The 18838-nt window shown below is 69.2% G+C and carries 13 protein-coding genes and 2 pseudogenes; 11 read left to right on the top strand and 4 right to left on the bottom strand.

Annotated elements, in window-relative coordinates; all coding sequences use genetic code 11:
• Window positions 1-35: 35 nt before the first annotated feature.
• Entirely contained in the window at window positions 36-908 is an 873-nt protein-coding gene (locus OG788_RS06375; protein WP_406369469.1) for a universal stress protein, read from the bottom strand.
• 267 nt (window positions 909-1175) lie between these two features.
• Between OG788_RS06375 and OG788_RS06370 the strand changes: the two genes are divergently transcribed.
• Complete coding sequence (locus tag OG788_RS06370) at window positions 1176-2075, top strand: universal stress protein (RefSeq protein WP_406369468.1); 900 nt, start codon at window positions 1176-1178, stop codon at window positions 2073-2075.
• A 503-nt stretch (window positions 2076-2578) separates the two neighbouring features.
• On the opposite strand, the gene OG788_RS06365 is transcribed toward OG788_RS06370, so the two are convergent.
• On the bottom strand, window positions 2579-3454 hold the full coding sequence (locus OG788_RS06365) for a universal stress protein (protein WP_406369467.1): 876 nt from the start codon (window positions 3452-3454) through the stop codon (window positions 2579-2581).
• 257 nt (window positions 3455-3711) lie between these two features.
• Here OG788_RS06365 and OG788_RS06360 point away from each other — a divergent pair, with 257 nt between their 5' ends.
• The gene (locus OG788_RS06360) at window positions 3712-4530 is read left to right on the top strand and encodes a universal stress protein (RefSeq protein ID WP_406369466.1); all 819 of its coding nucleotides are present in this window, start codon (window positions 3712-3714) and stop codon (window positions 4528-4530) included.
• 334 nt (window positions 4531-4864) lie between these two features.
• Here OG788_RS06360 and OG788_RS06355 read toward each other — a convergent pair whose 3' ends face one another.
• Together OG788_RS06355 and OG788_RS06350 are read right to left on the bottom strand one after the other, a co-directional pair.
• A complete protein-coding gene (locus OG788_RS06355; RefSeq protein WP_406369465.1) occupies window positions 4865-5542 on the bottom strand; it encodes a CBS domain-containing protein in 678 nt (225 codons plus the stop codon).
• A gap of 24 nt (window positions 5543-5566) precedes the next feature.
• Window positions 5567-5968: a Crp/Fnr family transcriptional regulator gene (locus tag OG788_RS06350; RefSeq protein ID WP_406376686.1), complete on the bottom strand. Its 402-nt coding sequence runs from the start codon at window positions 5966-5968 to the stop codon at window positions 5567-5569.
• Window positions 5969-6511: 543 nt separating this feature from the next.
• On the opposite strand from OG788_RS06350, the gene OG788_RS06345 reads away from it, so the two are divergent.
• From OG788_RS06345 to OG788_RS06305, 9 genes and pseudogenes are all read left to right on the top strand, one after another.
• On the top strand, window positions 6512-7582 hold the full coding sequence (locus OG788_RS06345; RefSeq protein WP_406369464.1) for a zinc-dependent alcohol dehydrogenase family protein: 1071 nt from the start codon (window positions 6512-6514) through the stop codon (window positions 7580-7582).
• Between the two features lie 682 nt (window positions 7583-8264).
• Window positions 8265-9245 (top strand): universal stress protein, encoded by a 981-nt coding sequence (locus OG788_RS06340; RefSeq protein ID WP_406369463.1) that lies wholly within the window; start codon window positions 8265-8267, stop codon window positions 9243-9245.
• A pseudogene (locus OG788_RS06335) lies at window positions 9206-9754 on the top strand (cation-transporting P-type ATPase); the annotation flags it as partial. The gene OG788_RS06340 and the pseudogene OG788_RS06335, both read left to right, overlap by 40 nt.
• A gap of 124 nt (window positions 9755-9878) precedes the next feature.
• Window positions 9879-10256, top strand: coding sequence for a cation transporting ATPase C-terminal domain-containing protein (locus OG788_RS06330; protein WP_406369462.1), 378 nt, complete (start codon window positions 9879-9881; stop codon window positions 10254-10256).
• 325 nt (window positions 10257-10581) lie between these two features.
• Window positions 10582-11307, top strand: a complete 726-nt coding sequence (locus OG788_RS06325) for a hypothetical protein (RefSeq protein ID WP_406369461.1) — start codon at window positions 10582-10584, stop codon at window positions 11305-11307.
• Between the two features lie 10 nt (window positions 11308-11317).
• Complete coding sequence (locus tag OG788_RS06320) at window positions 11318-11548, top strand: hypothetical protein (RefSeq protein ID WP_406369460.1); 231 nt, start codon at window positions 11318-11320, stop codon at window positions 11546-11548.
• A 90-nt stretch (window positions 11549-11638) separates the two neighbouring features.
• Window positions 11639-12789 (top strand): annotated as a pseudogene (locus OG788_RS06315) (IS3 family transposase).
• Between the two features lie 51 nt (window positions 12790-12840).
• Window positions 12841-13173 carry a DUF6308 family protein gene (locus tag OG788_RS06310; RefSeq protein ID WP_406369459.1) on the top strand — a complete coding sequence of 111 codons (333 nt, stop codon included), beginning with the start codon at window positions 12841-12843 and terminating at the stop codon, window positions 13171-13173.
• A gap of 1124 nt (window positions 13174-14297) precedes the next feature.
• Window positions 14298-18836 (top strand): DUF6531 domain-containing protein, encoded by a 4539-nt coding sequence (locus OG788_RS06305; RefSeq protein WP_406369458.1) that lies wholly within the window; start codon window positions 14298-14300, stop codon window positions 18834-18836.
• Window positions 18837-18838 lie beyond the last annotated feature (2 nt).

Raw genomic sequence — 18838 nt, 5'->3', positions numbered from 1 at the left:
GCCGTACGGGGCAGGGAACCGGCCCGATCGGCGCCTCACACCGGGACCATGATGACGGGGCAGTGGGCGTGGTGCAGCACACCCTGGCTCACCGAGCCCAGGAGCATGCCCGTGAAACCTCCGTGCCCGCGGGTACCGACGACCAGGCCCAGCGCGTGTTCCGAGGCTTCCGTCAGGACTCGCACCGGGTGGCCGAGGACGACTTCGTGGTGCAGTTCCACTCCCGGGTGCCTCGCGGTCCGGCCCGCGACCGTCTCGGACAGCACACGGCGGCACTCCCGCACCGCGGCGTCCTCGTCCAGCACGCCGAGGAGCGGCGGATGCCACACGTACAGGGCCCTGAGGGTCGCTCCGCGCAGGGCCGCTTCCTCGAACGCCACATCCACCGCCGCGGACGCGTGCGGACTGCCGTCCACGCCGACGACGAAATACGCGGGCTCCTGGGTGATGTGCTCCGGCTCCGGAACGACGACGACCGGGCAGGGAGCGTGGGCGGAGACAGGCAGCGACACGGAGGCGGAGGTGAACATTTCGCGCCGGGTGCTCAGATGCCAGGAGCCCACCACGACCAGCGAGGCGTTCCGCGCCTCCTCCCGCAGAACCCACGCGGGCTCTCCTTCCGCCAGCACCGTCGACACCTCCACCGTCGGCCGCCGGGACTCGACGAAGGCGACCGCCTCCTTGAGTACCTCGGCACCCGCCTCGTGCAGCGTCCGGTTCCACTCCTCCCAGGACGGCAGTGCCTCGCCAGAGCTGTATCCACCCCTCGGTACGCCCTGGGCGTGGACGAGCCGCACCGGCAGGCCACGGCGTTCCGCCTCGTCGGCGGCCCAGGCGAGTGCCAGCCGCTTCGAGGTATCGGGGTCGACGCCCACGACGATCGGCTCACGTCCGTGCGTACCACTCATGGCACCTCCGCAGATTCCCGTGCCGCCGTCCGTTCGCTGTCCTTCCAGCGTGACCCCGGCCGTCGGGAGCCGCCATGTCACGGTCTCGCGGGGGCTCATCCGGCGGTTCGTGGCTTTGCGATGCCAGGCCGGGTGGCCGAGGTGGACGGCCGCGCGATGCGCAACCGCTTGATGCGGGGCGTCGCAGCCTGGTGGAGCCTGGAAGGAGCGAGACGGGACAGTCGGCGCCGGGCCGGACAGGTCTGCGGCGGTTATGGAGGTGCCGTGATGGACCTGGTCGTCGTGGGGGTGGACGGCTCGCCGTCAAGCCTCGACGCGGTGCAGGTCGCGGCAGCTGAGGCCGGGGCGCGCGGCGTGGGACTGCGGCTGGTGCACGCCTTCGTGTGGCCGTCGGTACACCTACCACCAGGCGGACCCCCGTGGAACCCGGCCATGGCGAGGGTGAGGGAGTCGGTGGACGGCACGCTGATCGAGGCTGAGGAGCGAGCCCGCCGAGCCGTGCCGCAGGTGAGTGTGGTGCGAGAGGTGGCCGTCGGTGAACCGCTGATGGTGCTGGAGATCGAGTCGCGGACCGCCTCGCTCGTCGTGGTCGGCAGCCGGGGCCTGAGCGCGTTCGGCAGCCTGCTGCTCGGTTCCACCGCCGTGCATCTGGCCGCGCACGGCCGCTGCCCGGTGCTGGTGGTGCGCGGCCGGCCCGACCCGAGCGGTCCCGTACTGCTGGCGGTCGACGGCTCACCGGCGGGCGAGGGAGCCGTTGAGTTCGCCTTCGCCGAGGCGTCGCTGCGCGGCGTGGACCTGGTGGCGCTTCACGTCTGGAACGCCCGGAGCGAGCGGGCCCACGAGGGCCCTGGTGATCCTCTGAACGCGGTGGCGGACATCGAGGGGCTCCGCCAGGACGAGCAGCGGTTGTTGGACGGGATTGTGACCCCGTGGCAGGAGCGTCATCCGCGGCTCGCCGTGGAGCGGCGTCTGATGCGTTCCGGTGTTCGCCCGGCGCTGATCGAGGCGAGCCGGGACGCGCAACTCGTCGTGGTCGGCGCCCGCGGCCGTGGCGGCTTCACGGGCCTGCTGCTCGGCTCGGTCAGCCAGGCACTGCTGCATCACGCGCAATGCCCGGTCGCCGTCGTACGAGCCAGCGAGCGGTTAGGACCGCAGGGCGGTGAGTGACGGATGCTGGAAGACAGTGATCGTTCACCGCCCCGGTGCACCTGCTGCGGTCTCGCTCTCGGCGCGGAGGCGATTCGTGACGTCGACCTCCACTGTCCGCTCCATGGGGATCGCCTGCATGCCACGCGTGCTGGGTGCATAGACCCGGTGAACGAGGCGTGCCCCCAGCTGCCTCCGCTGAGAGGCACGGCCCGCGCTCGTGCCCCGGTGCCTCCAGTGGGCCGACTCGATCACCGGTGTCGTCATCACCGTTGACGGCCTGGAAGCCCGCTCGTCGCGACGGGCGGGCACGGCCGCCGCGGAGGGAACACCCCCGAGGGCTGACACCTGGCGCTTGGCGCTGCCAGAGGTCCCGGCAGCGGGGCGTCGGCTGTTGCGCAGGGGTGCGGACGCTGTTGCGCAAGGGGGGCGAGGCTGCGGATCTCGTCCGGGGTGCCCGTCGTCACCGTCTCCGGCCTTACCGGCCGAGTGCGTCCGCCACCACCGGCTCCCCGTGGCGGCGCTCACTCATGAGGGATGACGGCGACTGGGCAGCGCGCGTGGTGGACGGCGGCCTGGGCCACGGGACCCAGGCGGGGTGCCGGGGCGTGGTGGCTGCGTCGGCCCACGATCAGGAGTTCGGCGCGTTCGGCGGCTGCTACGACGACCCTGGCGGGGCTTTCGAGGCGGATGTCCTCCGTCACGGCCACGCCCGGAAACTTCTCGCGCCAGGGGCGGAGGGCCTGGCTCAGATGTTTCTGCGAGTCCTGGATGATCTCCTGGGTCACGGTGTGGTCCACGCCCCACGGGGCGTACGCGTGGATCGGGATCCCGCGGCCGTGGACGGCGCGGAGGGGCACGTCCCGACTTGCTGCGGTTGTGAAGGCGAATTCGAGCAGGTCGTCGCACGGGCCGTGCAGTTTCAGCCCCATCACCACTTCGCCTGCTGCACCTGACTGAGACGTCGAGGGCCGTTCTGCACGCTTGTCTGCGCGTACGAGGACCACGGGCCCCTCGGCGCTTGCCACGACGGACATGCCGATGTCACCGAGGAAGTAGCTCTCCACAGAAGTCAGGCCGCGCGAGCCGAGCACGAGTATCTCCGACTCGGACGCCGCTTGGATCAGTGCGTCCTGCGCGTCGTCGGCGACCAGGTTGCCGACGACGGTGAGGCCCGGGTGGTGCGCCTGGAGTTCCGTCCGGGCGTTGTGCATGAGCCGCCTCGCCCAGTAGTTCTGGTCGATTTCCGAGGGGACGGCGGTCGGTTCCGGTGCCAGCAGGGGCCACGCGTGCAGCAGGCGCAGGGTGAGCTTGCGCCGCTGGGCTTCGTCGGCGGCCCAGTGGGCAGCGGCGAGGCTCTCGGGTGAGCCGTCGAGGCCCACGGTGAGGACTCGTTCCATGGCGACTGCCTCCGTCTCGTACGAAGCTGGAAGGACGGTGAGTGTGGCCGCTGTCCGGACTGCTGCGGTCTCGGTGAGTCTTTGGCCGTGCGAGAGCCGGCTGTGGGACGTAACCGGAGCAGCGCATGAGCATCTGTGTCGGCGAGTCGAGCACGGCGCTTCTCCCTTGAGGAGTACCCCAGATCGCCTCGCAGCGCATGTGGCCCCGGGACGCGGTAAGGGACGGGCATGAAGTCCGGCATGAGGAGGCGGAAGCAATGGCGGTTCCCCTGGTGGTCGGCATCGACGGGTCCGAGGCGAGCCTGGAGGCGGTGGACTGGGCCGCGGACGAGGCGGCCCGGCACGGGGTGCCGCTCCGCCTCCTGCACGCGGCCCCTGCGGACGACGACGCGTCAGACCTGGTCGCCGCAGCCTCGGAGCGCGCCGGCAAGAGTGCTCCTGCGGTACAGCTGTCGAGTGTGGTGCTCTCCGAGGACGCGGCGTCTGCGCTGGTCGGCGAAGGACGCAACGCTCTCGCTCTGGTGGTCGGGTCCAGAGGGCTCGGAGGTCTCACCGGGCTGCTCCTCGGATCGGTCGGCCTGGCTGTGGCGGCCCGTGCCGACTGCCCGGTCGTCGTCGTACGTGGCGGGGTCGAGCACCGCCACAGCCGGTTCGGGTGCGTCGTCGTCGGAGTCGAGGCCGGGGAAGGCAGCGGTACGGCCGTGGAGTTCGCGTTCCGTGAGGCACACTTGCGGCGCTGTAGGCTCCTGGCGGTGCATGCCTGGAGCGTCCCCGTGGGGAACCCCGGGCCTCCGGCCCTGTCCGGCTACGCTCTCAAAGCCCTCGACCGCCCGCCTGCCCAGGTTCTGGCCGACGCCCTGCACCGCTCCGAACAACGGTATCCGGACGTGCCGGTGAGCAGCGAAGTCGTCGAGGGCCCGGCACGACGGGCGCTCCTGGATGCCGCGTCCGCCGCTGATCTGCTGGTTGTCGGAGCCCGCAGACGACAGGGGCACGTCGGTCTTCAGCTGGGCCTGGTCAACCATGCGGTGCTGCACCACGCGCCGTGTCCGATCGCGGTCGTTCCGCAGATATGACCAGGCGGAGCCCTGAGGGGCCGGTGGTCTGTCGGCGGGGGCTGGCCTTTGGCCCTGTGGACCGAGATCGGCCGCCATGGGAACGTGGCGAGGAATCAGCCGTGGTGGGGGGACGCACCACGCAACGGCTGAAGGCCAGACCATGAGCGCACAGGATTCGCCGCACACGCCCGGCCCTCTCAGCCGCACCGAAGAGCGCCCGCCCGAGGCGCGAACCCGCACGGGGCACCGCATTACTTCGGTCGAGAGGTGAGTGAGAACCTGCTCGACCGTGCAGTGACTCGCGCCGACGCAGACCCCCGTTCGACCCTTGTCGCGGCGCCGCCCTGCCGACTCAGCGCGCGTCTCGTGGCCCGGCCGGAGTTGCGGACTCGCCGGTGAGTTGGGGCTCGACGTCCACGACGCCCTCCACGGCGCGCACGAGGCGCACGGCGACCGAGATGAGCGAGGTGTCGCGGATGTGTCCGCGGAGGGAGACGACTCCCTCGTGCACGTTCACGTGGATGGCGTGACTGAAGGCCGGGAAGAGGTAGGACACCACGGTGCGGCGGACTTCCTCCTCGATGTCCTCGTCCGGCCGAAGGAAGACCTTCAGCAGGTCTGCACGGCTGACGACGCCCTGGAGCATGCCGAGGTCGTCGACCACGGGCAGACGTTTGACGTGCCGGACGGCCATGATCCTGGCTGCCTGGGCCAGGGTGACGTCAGGGTGGACCGTGATGGCGGGGGCGCTCATGAGTTCTTCTGCCGTTGCTGAGCCAGCCTTGGCGACGTCGGACAGACGCCGACGTTGTTCGACGAGGCTCGGGTCGCTGTCACGGAACTCCTCCTTGGGCAGCAGGTCGGCTTCGGATACCACACCGATCACGCGGCCTTCGCCCTCAAGGACGGGCATGGCGCTGACCTTCCACTGCTCCATCGTTCGGACCATCTCTTTGAAGGGCGCGTCACGTCCCACAGACACGACCGTCTGAGTCATCACATCGCTCACGATGTGCGGGGTCTGCGGCACTTCGAAGCACCTCGTCTCGCCTTGTCACGGAACCTCGCCCGCACCGTGGGGCGCGTACAGGTCGAGCAATCGCACCCGGGCTGACCTGAGCCGGCGCGCGAGCACGCCGGAGACATACGTACACAGCTCGTGATCCAGCCCCGAGTCGTTCGCGCACATCTCACGAACTGCCGACGCGTCGAACTCGTAGGCACGCACCGGGCTGCTGGCCTCGGCCCCCAGATGCCAGTGATGGGGAGGGACCAGCCAGGACCAGCCCAGCAGCCTTCCGGCACCAAGGGTCTCGACGACCGCTGCCCGCCTGCCAGGCACTTGAAGGTCGAGAGCGACCGTGCCCGTGTGGATGATCCAGAAGCGGTCGGCCTTGCCGCCCTCGTTGAAGATACGCTCGCCTGCCTCGAACGACACCTCACGGGCGAGCGCCATGAGCTGTTCGCGATGCTCCTTGGTCAGGGTGCCGAAAACGCCGGTCCTCGCAACCACGGTGGTCGTCCCTTCTCCGTGACCTAGAAGTGGAGAGGGGCTCCTGTCCGGTCACGGACTTCTCATCACGCGGCCGATGCGAAAGGCATGGCGGGGGTGGGACCCAGCGGCGTCTGCTCCCGGCCGCATGACTCCACCATCGCCGCAAACCGGCGTGGCGCAACCCGGGCGGAGGCACTCCGAGGCTCGAAGCGCGTGTCGCCGTGGGGCCAGGGCGGTGCGACGGTCGTGATGCACGGTGCGGTGGGTCGCTCGGCCCGAAGGGCTCCGCCCGCTCAGGCGATGGGGATTGGCCTGCCTCTGCGGACGGCGGCCGTCAGGGGCAGGCTGGAAGACGAGGTCACTTCGCTCGAAGGCGGCCGCCCAAGTGCGTCCCGCCATCGTCGACGTCGCTGGTTCCCAGGGGCAGCGGGTGTCCGCGCGTAAGGGACCCCGTCGCTGTCGGACCCCGCGACAAGCACCTGGAAGGTGCAGGAAGGGATCGTCATGAAAGCACTCGTGTTCCACGGCCCCGGCGAGTCCGCCTGGGAGGAGACCGAGGATCCCGGCCTCCAGGAGGCGACAGACGCGATCGTCCGCGTCGACGCCGTGACCATCTGCGGGACCGACCTGCACATCCTCAAGGGCGATGTGCCGGAGGTACGCCCCGGCACGGTGCTCGGGCATGAAGCCGTCGGCGAGGTCGTCGAGGTGGGCAGTGACGTGCGCAGTGTCCGCCCCGGCGACCGCGTCCTGGTCTCGTGCATCACGGCGTGCGGCCGCTGCCGATTCTGCCGGGAAGGGGCATACGGACAGTGTCGCGGCGGCGGAGGCTGGATCCTCGGCCATCTGATCAACGGGACCCAGGCCGAGTACGTCCGTGTGCCGCACGCTGACCTGTCCGTGTACCCCCTTCCCGGTGCGGTGGACAGCAAGGACGCCGTCCTGCTGGCCGACATCTTCCCCACCGCCTACGAGGTGGGTGTGTTGAACGGACGCGTACGGCCCGGAGACACCGTCGTCGTGGTCGGAGCGGGACCCATCGGGCTCGCCGTGATCGCCACCGCCCGGCTGTACACGCCCGAGAAGATTATTGCCGTGGACCTCGCGCCGTCCCGGCTGGAGGCCGCGAAGCGCCTCGGCGCCGATGCCGTGGCCGTCGCGGGTGAAGAAGCCGAGCAGCTGGTCGCCGACCTCACCGAAGGGCTCGGAGCCGATGTGGTCATCGAAGCGGTCGGGGTGCCGGAGAGTTTCGAGACGTGCACGCGCATGGTGCGGCCTGGCGGGCATGTGGCCAACGTCGGCGTGCACGGCAAGCCCGCGACGCTGCACCTCGAAGACCTGTGGATCAAGAACGTGACGATTACCACCGGCCTGGTCGACACGCACTCCACTCCCATGCTGCTGCGCATGCTGGCCGCCGGCCGTCTTCCTGCGGCGTCCATGGTCACTCACACTTTCCCGCTGGACCGTATGGAAGAGGCGTACGACGTCTTCTCACGGGCCGGCGACACCGGTGCGCTCAAGGTAGTTCTCGGCGGGGAGCAGCACGATGCCCTGACGATCCGGGCGTCATGACAGGAGGAAATGATGGCCCGCGGCCGTGCGCTGCGGCGGCACTGCCCCACGGCTGCGCGACGGCCTTGCACGGGCCGATCTGGCGGCGGAGCAGAGCGAGGACGCGGTCCGGCGGCGGTGGGCCGCCGGGCACGTGCTCGCCGCCGGTGTCTCCCGCCGCGCCGGGCCTTCCTGAAAACCGGTGGCTCAGCCCGGGGGTCTCACGGCTGTCACTGGAATGCCGCGTGGATCTCCTGCTCAGTGGCGGTGTGGGAGACCAGGAGGACTTCCCTCTCAGCTCGGATTGTGAACGGCGGTGTGGGACGGTGGCTTGTCCGTCCACCCTGGCGTCGTACGCATCGCGTGTCAGCCGACATCGACGAGTCGTTCCCTCCGGACAGCCCATCCCGCGTTACGGGGATCCGGACGAGGTTGCCCACATGGCGTGTTCGTCGTCGCCGAGGCCACCTTCTCGACGGGCACCGAGTTCGTCCTGGCCGGCGGCGCGGCCACCGGCACTCCGGCTGTTCTGCCGGCCGCCCGCTGACGAGAACGCTGGGCTCCGTCGGCCCAGGGGCATGGGGCGGCGGGCGAGCCCGTCCAGGGAAAGAGTGGCATGGGACAGGCCACGTGCAGGACCTTCGGCCCTGCACAGAGGCTTGCTGGCCCTGGCCCTCGTGCGGCCGCGATGACAGCGTGAACGGTGCGCCCGTCCGAGCGTCACTGGACGGGGCATGGCCGAGGACATTACGGCGATGCCGAGCCCACTCGTTGCAGGGCGTTCCCCACGACGGATGAGGTGGCAGGAGGAGCCATGAAGGACACCGCTGTAAGCAATGAGGTGATCGTCGGAATCGATCCGCGCCAGCAGTCCGTTCCGGCGCTCGCCTGGGCGGTCGACGAGGCTGTCCGTAGGAGGTTGCCCCTCCGTCTGGTCGTGGCGGTACCGCCCCTGCCCGGCGGGCAGCACATCGACGCACCGTGGCGTCGCAGGATGCTCCGGGTCGAGGGCGAAGGCGCCCTTGCCGAGGCAGTCGACACGGTACGGGCGCTGCATGCGGAAGTGCCCCTGGCGACGGAACTGCTCGACGGCACGCCGTCGGTGATGCTCTGCCAGAAGGCGGCGCAGGCCCGGATGGTCGTCGTCGGTTCCCGTCGGCTCAGTCGACCGGAGGAGCTCTTGAGCGCGGGCTCGGTGGCCGTTCCGGTCAGTGCCCAGGCGGACTGCCCGGTCGTCGTGGTCAGGGAGCCGGAGCACGTGGGGGAGCGGCATCCCCATCTCGTCGTGGGTGTCGACGGCAGCGAATCCTCCAGGGCCGCCGTGGAGTTCGCTGTAGAAGAGGCAGCGCTGCGTGGCGCTGCGCTGCGCGCCGTGTGGGTGTGGCGGCGGCCGGTGGTGTCCTTCGGTGACGAAGCGGTGGGGCTTGAGGAACGGCACCGGATCCTGTCCGAGACCGTAGCGGGATGGGCGGACAAGTACCCGGATGTGGAGATCACCCGTGAGGTTCTGCGCGGCCATCCGGTGGAGGAACTGGCTCTCGCTTCGGCCGGCGCCCTTGTGGTCGTTGTCGGCAGGCACGGGCGCGGGGGGTACTCCGGGATGAGGCTGGGGTCGGTGGTTCATGGCCTGCTGCACCGGGCGGAGTGCCCGGTGATCACCGTGCCAGCGTCCCGGCATGGCTGAGCCGGGACTCCGGCCGTCGAGTGAACCGGAACCGGACGGGAGAAGCCGTGTCACCTGCCCGGACGGACACCGCTCCGGCGTCGGGCGCCGGTGACACCGGGCTCAGCCATGAGGAGGCGGCGCGTCGCCTGACTCGGTACGGTCCCAACGAAGTGACCGCCGAACGTTCCGTTCCCCTGTACGTACGCGTGGCGGCGCAGCTCCGCGATCCGCTGATCATGGTGCTGCTCGCGGCCGTCGTCCTGACCCTGGCGATCGGCGACCACGCCGACTCCGTCGTGATCGCGCTCGTCATCGTGGTGGATACGACCGTGGGCGTGGTGCAGGAGATCAGAGCCGATCAGGCGGTCGCAGCGCTGTCGGCGCTGTCGGCACCGAGCGCGCGTGTGCTCCGTGACGGCGCCGCGACGGAGGTGCCGTCCTCGGCGGTGGTGCCGGGCGACGTCCTGTTGCTCGGCGAGGGCGACATCGTGCCTGCCGACGCTCGGCTCACGGAGGCGTCGTCGCTTCTGATCGACGAGTCCATGTTGACCGGCGAGTCCGTGCCCGTCGACAAGGCTGTGCCGTCCCGCGGGCCGGATTCCTCCGGGCGACCGGAATTGGACGCCTCAGGGCCCCAGCAACACCGCGGCATTGCGCGCCGGCACGATCGTGGTCCGCGGCAGAGGTGTGGCACTGGCGACGGCCACCGGGAAGGCCAGCGCGCTCGGAAGAATCGCCGAACTGCTGGACACGCGTCCCCAGACCATGCTCGCGGCGCAGCTGGGTGTCGTGCTCGGGCTGCGGGACCGTCTGCTGACCCGGGAGAACCTGTTCCTGCCGGCGGCGGTGGCCGTCTCGGCCGGGCTTGCGGTCGCTGCCCTGTATGTGCCCTTCCTCCGCGCGGTGCTCGGCACGGTAGCGCTCGGCTGGACAGAGATCGCCCTGGCGGCTGCGGCGGGCGGACTCGGCCATCTTGCCGCGCGTGTAGGGGGCGCGGGCAAAGGCGGTGGTCGGCGACGCCAGTGGTGAAGGATTGACGCCGATCGGATCCATGAGGTCGGCAGGTCAGCGGGCCGGGCTCGCTCGCGGTTGGGGCGCTGACGGCGTCGTGGCCGGTGGGCACCGGGACGCACGTGTCGGCCATGCCCGCCCAATTCCAGCTGGAAGCGGTGGGCGGTGGTGGCTTCGGGGGCGAGGAGCGCGGTGACAATTCCCCATGGGAGTCGTGTCGGCTCCTGCTTCGCATGGGTGTGGGTGAGGCACGTGATCTCGTTTCCACCGAACGAGTGTTGGTGTTTACCTCCGAGGGCGTGCCCAGCTGCCCTTGGTGTGAGGCGAGGTGCAAGCTGCTGGCATGCCCGATGACGAGGCGCAGCTCACCCCTCCGGAGCCATTGCTGCAGGTGATCGCCAACCTCTCGCGCTTCCATCGAGAGCATGAGGAGTACTACTCGCAAGCGCCTTTGCAGCAGGCGGGCGAGCTCCAGGCGCGGTCTCGGGCGCTGAAGTCACTGGCCGACCGGTGGAGCGTGGTCGAGGCCGGTGAGCAGACGTCGCCGATCACGTTCGCCGGCACGGAGGACCTGAATGCGCCAGGGCTCGTGGCGGAGTCGGGAATCCTCTTCATGGAAGGGGAGGGAGAACCTGCCGAACTCCAGAGGCTGAAGCGCCAAGTCGCCCTGCTCGCCGATGAGACCCAGCAGGGCGGTGACTGGCTGGCCCAAGCGATGGAGCAGGCTTGGGGCATGGCGGGAAACTTGGCTGCCTATCCGGCCCTTGCCGACCTGCTGGGAGAGCGGCACCGGATCATCGCCAATGACTGGCAATCGGCGGGCATACAGGCTCTGGTCGCGCGACTACTGCGCCGGGCCCTGGACCTGCTGGCCCAGGTCGACTTCTCGCCGACAGCACTTCGGGCCGACCTGCGAGGCGAGCGGAAGGCCCCTGCCTATCTCTATTCGGCTTCCGAGCTGCTCGACAGGGCTGCCGACCTGATGGCGGAATCAGCAATTCTTGTGCATGAGAACGAGAGGCGCTGGCGCGTGTTCCGTGCCCGAGTTCGTGAGCTGCAATCCGAGTAGGCCGGAGAACGTGGTGCGACTCCGCCGTGCGCTCGGCGGAGTATTCCTGCGCGAAGCCGATGCCGGCGTTCAGGAGCACAACTCCGAGGATCACCAGGGCCAATTGCAGGGTGGCGGAATACCGGGGCCATCCCAGCAGGTAGGCGAGGAAGGTGGTCGCCGCGGCGACGAGCAGCACGACCGCGAAAAGGTCGGTGAATTACGTGACCAGCCGACGCCACACATGGTCATGGAGGTCTGATGCAGGTTTGGGTGACATCTTGACCTGCCCCAGGTCCTGGGTTCCAGTTCTGGTGGGTAACTGACAGTCCTTCACGGAAGGCTGGCAGTCATGCCTCGCCCTTATCCTCCGGAGTTCCGGGCACGTGCCATCGCGCTGGTCCGCGCCGGCAAGCAGACCGTGGTCGAGCTCGGCATCCATCCCGTCACGTTGTCGAAGTGGTTGCGGCAGGACGACATCGACAACGGGCGGCGACCGGGAACGCCGTCGAGCGAGTCCGCTGAGCTGCGGGCCGCTCGCCGGCGGATCCGTGAGCTGGAAACCGAGCTGGGGATCGTCCGGCAGGCGGCGAAGTTCCTTCACGAGGACAAGCCCCGCCCAAAAGGCTCTACCCGGTGATCGACCGACTCGTCGATGCCGGGGCACCGGTCGATCGATGCTGCCGGATCCTTGGCGTCACCCGGCAGAACTACTACAAGCACAAGCGCACACCGACCACACCGCGGCAGCTACGGCGGGACTGGCTGACCGGGCTGATCCGGGAGGTCCACGTCGCCTCCCATGGCACCGACGGCTACCGCCGTATCCACGCCGAGCTCACCATGGGCATGGGCATCCAGGTCTGCTCCAGGACCGTGTCGGTGCTGATGACGCAGGCCGGGATCCACGGCCTGCCCGGACTGGTGCGCGTGAAGCGCCTGCGTGGCATCGTCACCGCCGAGGACCTGGTCAATCGCAAGTTCCATCGGCTGCGTCCCGACGAGCTGTGGGTCACCGACATCACGCAGCACCGGACCAGGGAAGGATGGGTCTACTGCCCTGCGGTCCTGGACGCGTTCAGCCGCAGGATCGTGGGCTGGTCCATCGACTCCAGGCAGGACTCCACCCTCGTGGTCAACGCGTTGGACATGGCCATCCGCAACCGCCGCCCTGAGCCGGGCGGGATAGTTCACGCCGATCACGGAACCCAGTTCACCTCCTGGGTCTTCGGGGAGCGGATCCGCTCCGCCGGCCTTCTGCCGTCGTTCGGCACCGTCGGGGACGGCCTGGACAACGCGATGATGGAGTCGTTCTGGTCCTCGATGCAGATCGAGCTGCTCAACCGCCGGCGGTGGAAGACCCGGGTCGAACTGGCCAACGCGATCTTCGAGTTCATCGAGATCTTCTACAACCGCCAGCGACGACACTCAGCATTGGGTTATCGCACCCCCATCGAGTACGAACTACTCTCCGAGAACGACACCACCCCGGCTGCTGGTTAGTCACCAAGCCTGGAGCCCAAATGGTGGGGCAGGTCAAGATGTCACCCGATCGTGCGGCAGACCCAACGGCCTCGGTGGCTGCCCGTCTACGATCAGGTAGTTCGCTGCGTTCTCGGTCGGCCGAAGTCATTCTGGCTCGACTTGCATGGCGCGCTGCGTGCTGACAACCATGCGCTGCACCGTGAACTGACGGCCCTACGACAGTCCGCCGACGTACCCGCACTGTCAGTGCGCTGCGGGTCTGCGACGTGGTGCTCTGGATGCACCACCGTACGGATCATCAACAGAGAAGCTGTATCGGGACCTGAGTCCGTCGGCCACACCCGAGAGAGCCTTCCCCTAGGAGGGCAGATGATCCCCTGCTGCCGCCGTTACACCCCGTGACCTGCGGTGTACCAAAGTGCCAACTATCTCTCTGATTCCGCACCCACAGTTGCTGAACCTAGTTGGCATCAACACAGGTCACGAACGTTGCCTGGTGCCAACTATCGATCCTGGTCACACGCGCTGTGACGGCCTGCTGCAGCTACTTGGCATCAGCGCAGGCCACGAACGTTGCCCAGTGCCAACTATCGATCCTGGTCACACGATGTGACGAAGTCTCTAGTTGGCACAGGAGCGGGATGGCCGGCATCGGCCGAGGGCGCGGACCGGAGGGTAATGAGCCTGGGTTGCAGACTGACTGAGGCCTTTGAGCCTCACGCCGAGGTTGGCCCCGGGTACGATTTCGTGGATGCGGACCCGGAGGCCGGCCTCCCCTGGGAGCACAACAACCCTGGTGGTCGGCCGAGGTTCACCTGCGCCGAGGCGGCAGCCTGCTCAGCCGCTTCAGTGCCGCGGCTGCCATGCCGCAACACATGCGGTCTGTTCTCGGCGATGTCGCCCAGGCTGTCCTGCTGCGGGGAATGGTCTGTGGCGTCTGCGGCACGGCACTGGTTTCCTCATTCGAGCGTTGGGCGAACGGCGGCAGTCCGTACCCGCCTTCGCCGTTCGCCCAGGGGCGTCGGCGTACGGTGTGCCCTTTTCTACGGAGACTGGGCCTCGCGCAAGTGCGCAGCCCGTACCCGGATCTCGAGGTTGCCCGTCTGCGCCAAGGCAGCGGGCCGGTCGCAGGCGGTAGCGAGGAGGTCGGAGTACCTTTTGAGGCGGCGCAGCAGCTCGCGTTTGCCGCCCTACTCCCTTCGCACACGGTCACCTCGTCGGACGTTCCGAGTTCGGCGAGGCGTGAGCCGCACCAACCGGCCTTCTCATCACGACAGATACCGAGTCCGAGGTCTGGCTTCACGGCTTGCGCATGCGTCCCGAGGCGGCCGCCGTCCCGAGTGCGAGCTCGGCCAGGGTCGTCACGCGAGTTTCCCATCGAACGTCAGTACCGAGTAACTTCGCATGTTCGTATGTGTGGTTGACGGCGTTGGCGTGACGGGGGTTGCGTGGTGGCGGGGTATCGGCCCACGGATTGGCATGTGCTGGACCTGGAGAGGGACCCGACGCCGGGGGATCCGGTTCGGGTGAAGTCGCTTGCCAGGAGTCTGCACGACTTCGCCGATGACGTGCAGGACGCGTTGCGGTTGGTGAAGGGGATGGCGGAGGAAGACGCTGTCCTGACGATGGCGGGCAGGACCGCAGAGGTGTTCCGGGACGAGTTCTCGGGTGTGCCGAAGAATTTGAAGAAGCTGAAGAAGTCGTACGACCTGGCGGGTGACGCGCTGGCGGCGTACTGGCCGAAGCTGGAGCGTGCGCAGGCCCTCGCGGACAAGGCCCTGGCCGACGGGCGGGAGGCCCGGGCCGATCTAACGTCCGCCAAGTCCCGTCTCTCGTCGGCCGATTCGTGGGTTATTCGCGCCAACAAGGAAGCCGACAAGTACAAGGAGGACAAGGGCGCGGGCAAGGATGTGCCGAAGCCGGACGAGGCGAAGGTGCGTGCGGCGACGCGGGACGCGCAAAGTGCCAAGGCTGCGCACACGTCGGCGCAGTCGGATGTGACGTCGGCGCAGAGCGCGTTGGACGCGGCGAAGAAGATGGCCGCGGATGCCCGTCAGATGCGTGAGGACGCGGCGGGTGAGGCGAAGCGCAAGATCGATGATGCGTCCGACGCGGGGATCCGGAACCGTAAGTGGTACGAGGAGGTCGGGGACTGGTTCGTCGACAACTGGGACACCATCGTCGCCGTCTGCAAGGTGGTTGTCGCCGTCCTGGGGATCATCGCGATGATCATCGGTGGGCCGATTCTCGGGACGATCGTGCTGATCGCCGCACTGGTCGTCCTCGCGGACACCTTGAGCAAGTACGCCAAGGGGCAGGCGTCGCTGTGGGATGTGGCGTTCGCCGCGCTGGACTGCATACCCGGCATGAAGGGCCTGACCACGCTCGGGGGTCTCGCCAAGGGGCTCAGGTCGCTGGGCAAGCTGGGCCTCAGAGGCATGCTCAAGGGCCTGAAGAGCGGGCTGCGCAGGGGCGCGGACGACGCGGTGGCCGCCGGCAAGCCCGCCAAGGGCCGGTGCAAGAACGGCGACCCCGTCGACATGGTCTCCGGCGAGATGCTCATGACGCAGACGGACGTCCTCCTCCAGGGAGTGCTGCGTCTGGGTGTGGCGCGAACTCATGTCTCGACCTACCGTTCGGGGCGCTGGTTCGGGCCCTCGTGGGCATCCACGCTGGACCAGCGCCTGGAACTCGACGACGAGGGCGTGCTGTTCGCGACAGAGGACGGGATGATCCTGGTCTATCCCGTACCGGTCGGCGCGGACGCCGTCATGCCGGCGGAAGGCCCGCGGTGGCCCCTGGCCTGGGACCGCGAGCGGCCGGGCGCCATGCTCATCACCGACCCGAGGACGGGTCTGACCCGGCACTTCGCCCCGGTCGGCCGGAACCAGCGGCACGACACCGCCTTCACGCTTCCCGTCACGGCCGTCTCGGACCGCAACGGGAACCGTGTCGACTTCGACTACGACGCCTCCGGCACCCCGACCGCCATGCGACACTCCGGCGGCTACCACGTGATCGTCGAGGCGGACGGCGTGCGCGTGACGGGGCTCGGGCTTCGCCGGTCCGATGGTGAGCCGACGCCCCTGGTGCGATACGGCTACAAGGACGGAAACCTCACCGAGATCTACAACTCCAGTGGCCTGCCGTACAGGTTGACCTACGACGGCGACGACCGGATCACCTCCTGGACCGACCGCACCGGGGACTGGTACCGCTACGAGTACGACACCTTCGACCGGGTCGTCAGGGGCACCGGCGTGGACTCCGTACTGAACTGCGTCATCGCCTATGACGAGGAGGAACGCACCACGCGGTACACCGACTCCCTCGGCCGCAGCACGACGTACCGCCACAACGAGCGGCTCCAGCTCGTCTCCACGACGAACGCCCTCGGCGAGTCGGTGACCGCCGAATGGGACCGGTTCGACCGCCTGGTCTCCCAGACCGACCCGCTCGGCGGGACCGTCCGCTACCGGCACGACGCCGCCGGCAACGTCACCGCCGTCGTCCGTCCCGACGGGACCTCGGCCGAGGCGACGTACGACGAGCTGCACCGGCTGGTGCGGGCGGTCACTCCGGGCGGAGGGGTCTGGCGGAACGTCTACGAAGGCGCCAACCATGTCGCCACGATCGGCCCGACCGGTCTGGAGACCCGGTACGCCTACGACGAGCACGGCGGCCTGGTCGCCGCCACGGACCCGGCCGGCCGGACGAGCCGAGCCCGCTGCGACGGCGCGGGGCTGCCCGTGGAGTTCACCGACGTCCAGGGCGCGGTGACCACGATCGAACGCGACGACTTCGGCAGGGTGTCCGGCGTCACCGACCCGCTCGGCCGCACCACACGCCTGGGGACGACGGTCGAGGGCCGGACCGTGTGGCGTCGGGGTCCCGACGGGCACCGGGAGACCTGGGAGTGGGACGCGGAGGGGAATCTGCTCGCCCAGACCGACCGGGCCGGACACGTCACCTCCTTCACGGTCGGACCCTTCGGTCAGGTCGCGGCGCGGACGACGAGCGACGGCACCACCCTCTCGTTCGGCTACGACACCGAGCTGAACCTGCTGAGCGTCACGGATCCGCACGAGCGGTCCTGGCAGTACACGTACGACGCGGTGAATCGGCTGATCGAGGAGAGCGACTTCACCGGCCGGACCCTCGCCTACCGGCTGGACGCCATGGGCACGCTCGCGTCCCGGACAAACGGCGTCGGCGAGATGGTGGAGTTCGGCCGTGACGTACTCGGCCGGCTCACCGAGATGCGGCACGACGGCCTCTCGATCCGCTTCGCCTACGACGCGGCCGGGCGTGTGGTACGGGAGAGCGGCCCGGAGGTCACCGTCGAGCGGGAGTACAACGAGCTCGGCCTGCTGCTGTCCGAGAGCATCGACGGCAGGACCACCCGATACGCGTACGACTCCCTGGGGCGCCGCGTCCTGCGGCGCACCCCCACGGGCATCGAGTCCACCTGGACGTACGACGGCGCCGGTCGTCCCACCGCGCTCGACACCGACGGACACCGCATCACGTTCGGGTTCGACGCCTGCGGGCGGGAGACCGAGCGGGGGCTGCCCGGCGGCGTCACGCTCGACCAGTCCTGGGACATCGCGGGCCGGCTCGGCGCCCAGCACCTGGTCCGCGGTTCCGCGGACACGCTCCTCCAGCGGCGTGAGTACACCTACCGGCCCGACGGCATCCCGACCGGCATCGAGGAACTCACCGGGGGAGAGAAGCGGTTCGGCCTCGACCCGCGGGGCCGCGTCACGGCGGTCGACGGACGAGGTTGGACCGAGCGCTACCGGTACGACGAGGCGGGCAACGTCAGCCGCGCAGCGCTCCCGGGGACGGACGCCACCGACGCGGACCGCACCCACGCCGGCGACCGGATCACGCACCGCGGCCGCACCCGGTACGAGCGGGACGGCGAGGGCCGCGTCGTGCGCTCCGTGCTGCGCCTCCTCAACGGGCAGCAGCGGACGCAGACGTACACGTGGAACAGCCGCAACAGGCTGACCGGGACGACGACCCGGGACGGCGAGCGCTGGACGTACCTGTACGACTCCGTCGGGCGGCGCGTGGCGAAGCAGCGACTTGACGACGGGGGAGCCGTCGCCGACGAGATCCGCTTCTCCTGGGACGGTACGAGGCTCATCGAGCAGGTCACCCGCGCCGGCCGGGCCACGTCGTGGGACTACCGCCCGGGCGGCCACCAGCCGGTGGCCCAGCTCGACCGGCCCGGCGCCGGCCGGGATGCGCGCTTCCACGCCATCGTCACCGACCTGTCGGGCGCGCCGTCCGAGCTGGTCTCCGCCGACGGTGAGGTGGCCTGGCAGCCCCGCACGACCCTGTGGGGGGAGCGCCTCCCCGAGCGGTTCCAGGGCGCCGGCACCGGGGAGATCGAGTGCCTCCTGCGCTTCCCCGGCCAGTACGCCGACCGGGAGACCGGGTGGCACTACAACTACGAGCGCCACTACGACCCCGCGACGGCGCAGTACACCAGCCCGGACCCGCTCGGCCTGGCCGCCGGCCCCAACGACAGCGCCTACGTGCCCAATCCCTACCGGTGGATCGACCCGCTGGGCCTGTCCTGGCAGGACCCGAACAACGGCATGCGGTTCGGGCGGGACCCGGCCCTCCCGGAGGGTGAGCGCGAGTACACGCGCGACAATCAGTACCCTTCCGAATACCGGACATCCACCCACGACTACATGGTCGAGAACTACACCGACGAGGGCCGGGCGCTCGGAGGAGTACCGCGTGACGCGAACGATGTGCGAGTCCCGCGCGATCAGCTCACCTGGCGCAACGGCAACGACGAGCTGATCTGGGACCCGACCGCCGAGAACCCGAAGCCCTTCAACCGGACGGTGACCTACGAGCATCTGGACCCCGTGGTCCAGCACTGGAACCGCGAGGGACGCTTCAGTGACAGGGCGGCGCGCAACGGCTTCTACAACAACACGGATCATTTGGAACCGATGGACTGGAGCGAGAACTCACGCGGCGGTGGCCGTATGACGGACACCTACATCCAGGAAGTCGGGGAGGGCTACTCATGCACCTGATC

This window comes from Streptomyces sp. NBC_00647, from assembly GCF_045207245.1.
In the GTDB taxonomy this organism is placed as follows: Bacteria; Actinomycetota; Actinomycetes; order Streptomycetales; family Streptomycetaceae; genus Streptomyces.
Note: the sequence above shows the minus strand (reverse complement) of the source record. Positions and strands in the feature narration are given on the sequence as shown.

Excerpts from the sequence above, each read along its gene's own strand:
- OG788_RS06345 (WP_406369464.1), top strand. The coding sequence starts at position 6,512 with ATGAAAGCACTCGTGTTCCACGGCCCCGGCGAGTCCGCCTGGGAGGAG.
- OG788_RS06325 (WP_406369461.1), top strand. The coding sequence starts at position 10,582 with ATGCCCGATGACGAGGCGCAGCTCACCCCTCCGGAGCCATTGCTGCAG.
- OG788_RS06370 (WP_406369468.1), top strand. The coding sequence starts at position 1,176 with ATGGACCTGGTCGTCGTGGGGGTGGACGGCTCGCCGTCAAGCCTCGAC.
- OG788_RS06365 (WP_406369467.1), bottom strand. The coding sequence starts at position 3,454 with ATGGAACGAGTCCTCACCGTGGGCCTCGACGGCTCACCCGAGAGCCTC.
- OG788_RS06350 (WP_406376686.1), bottom strand. The coding sequence starts at position 5,968 with ATGGCGCTCGCCCGTGAGGTGTCGTTCGAGGCAGGCGAGCGTATCTTC.
- OG788_RS06375 (WP_406369469.1), bottom strand. The coding sequence starts at position 908 with ATGAGTGGTACGCACGGACGTGAGCCGATCGTCGTGGGCGTCGACCCC.
- OG788_RS06360 (WP_406369466.1), top strand. The coding sequence starts at position 3,712 with ATGGCGGTTCCCCTGGTGGTCGGCATCGACGGGTCCGAGGCGAGCCTG.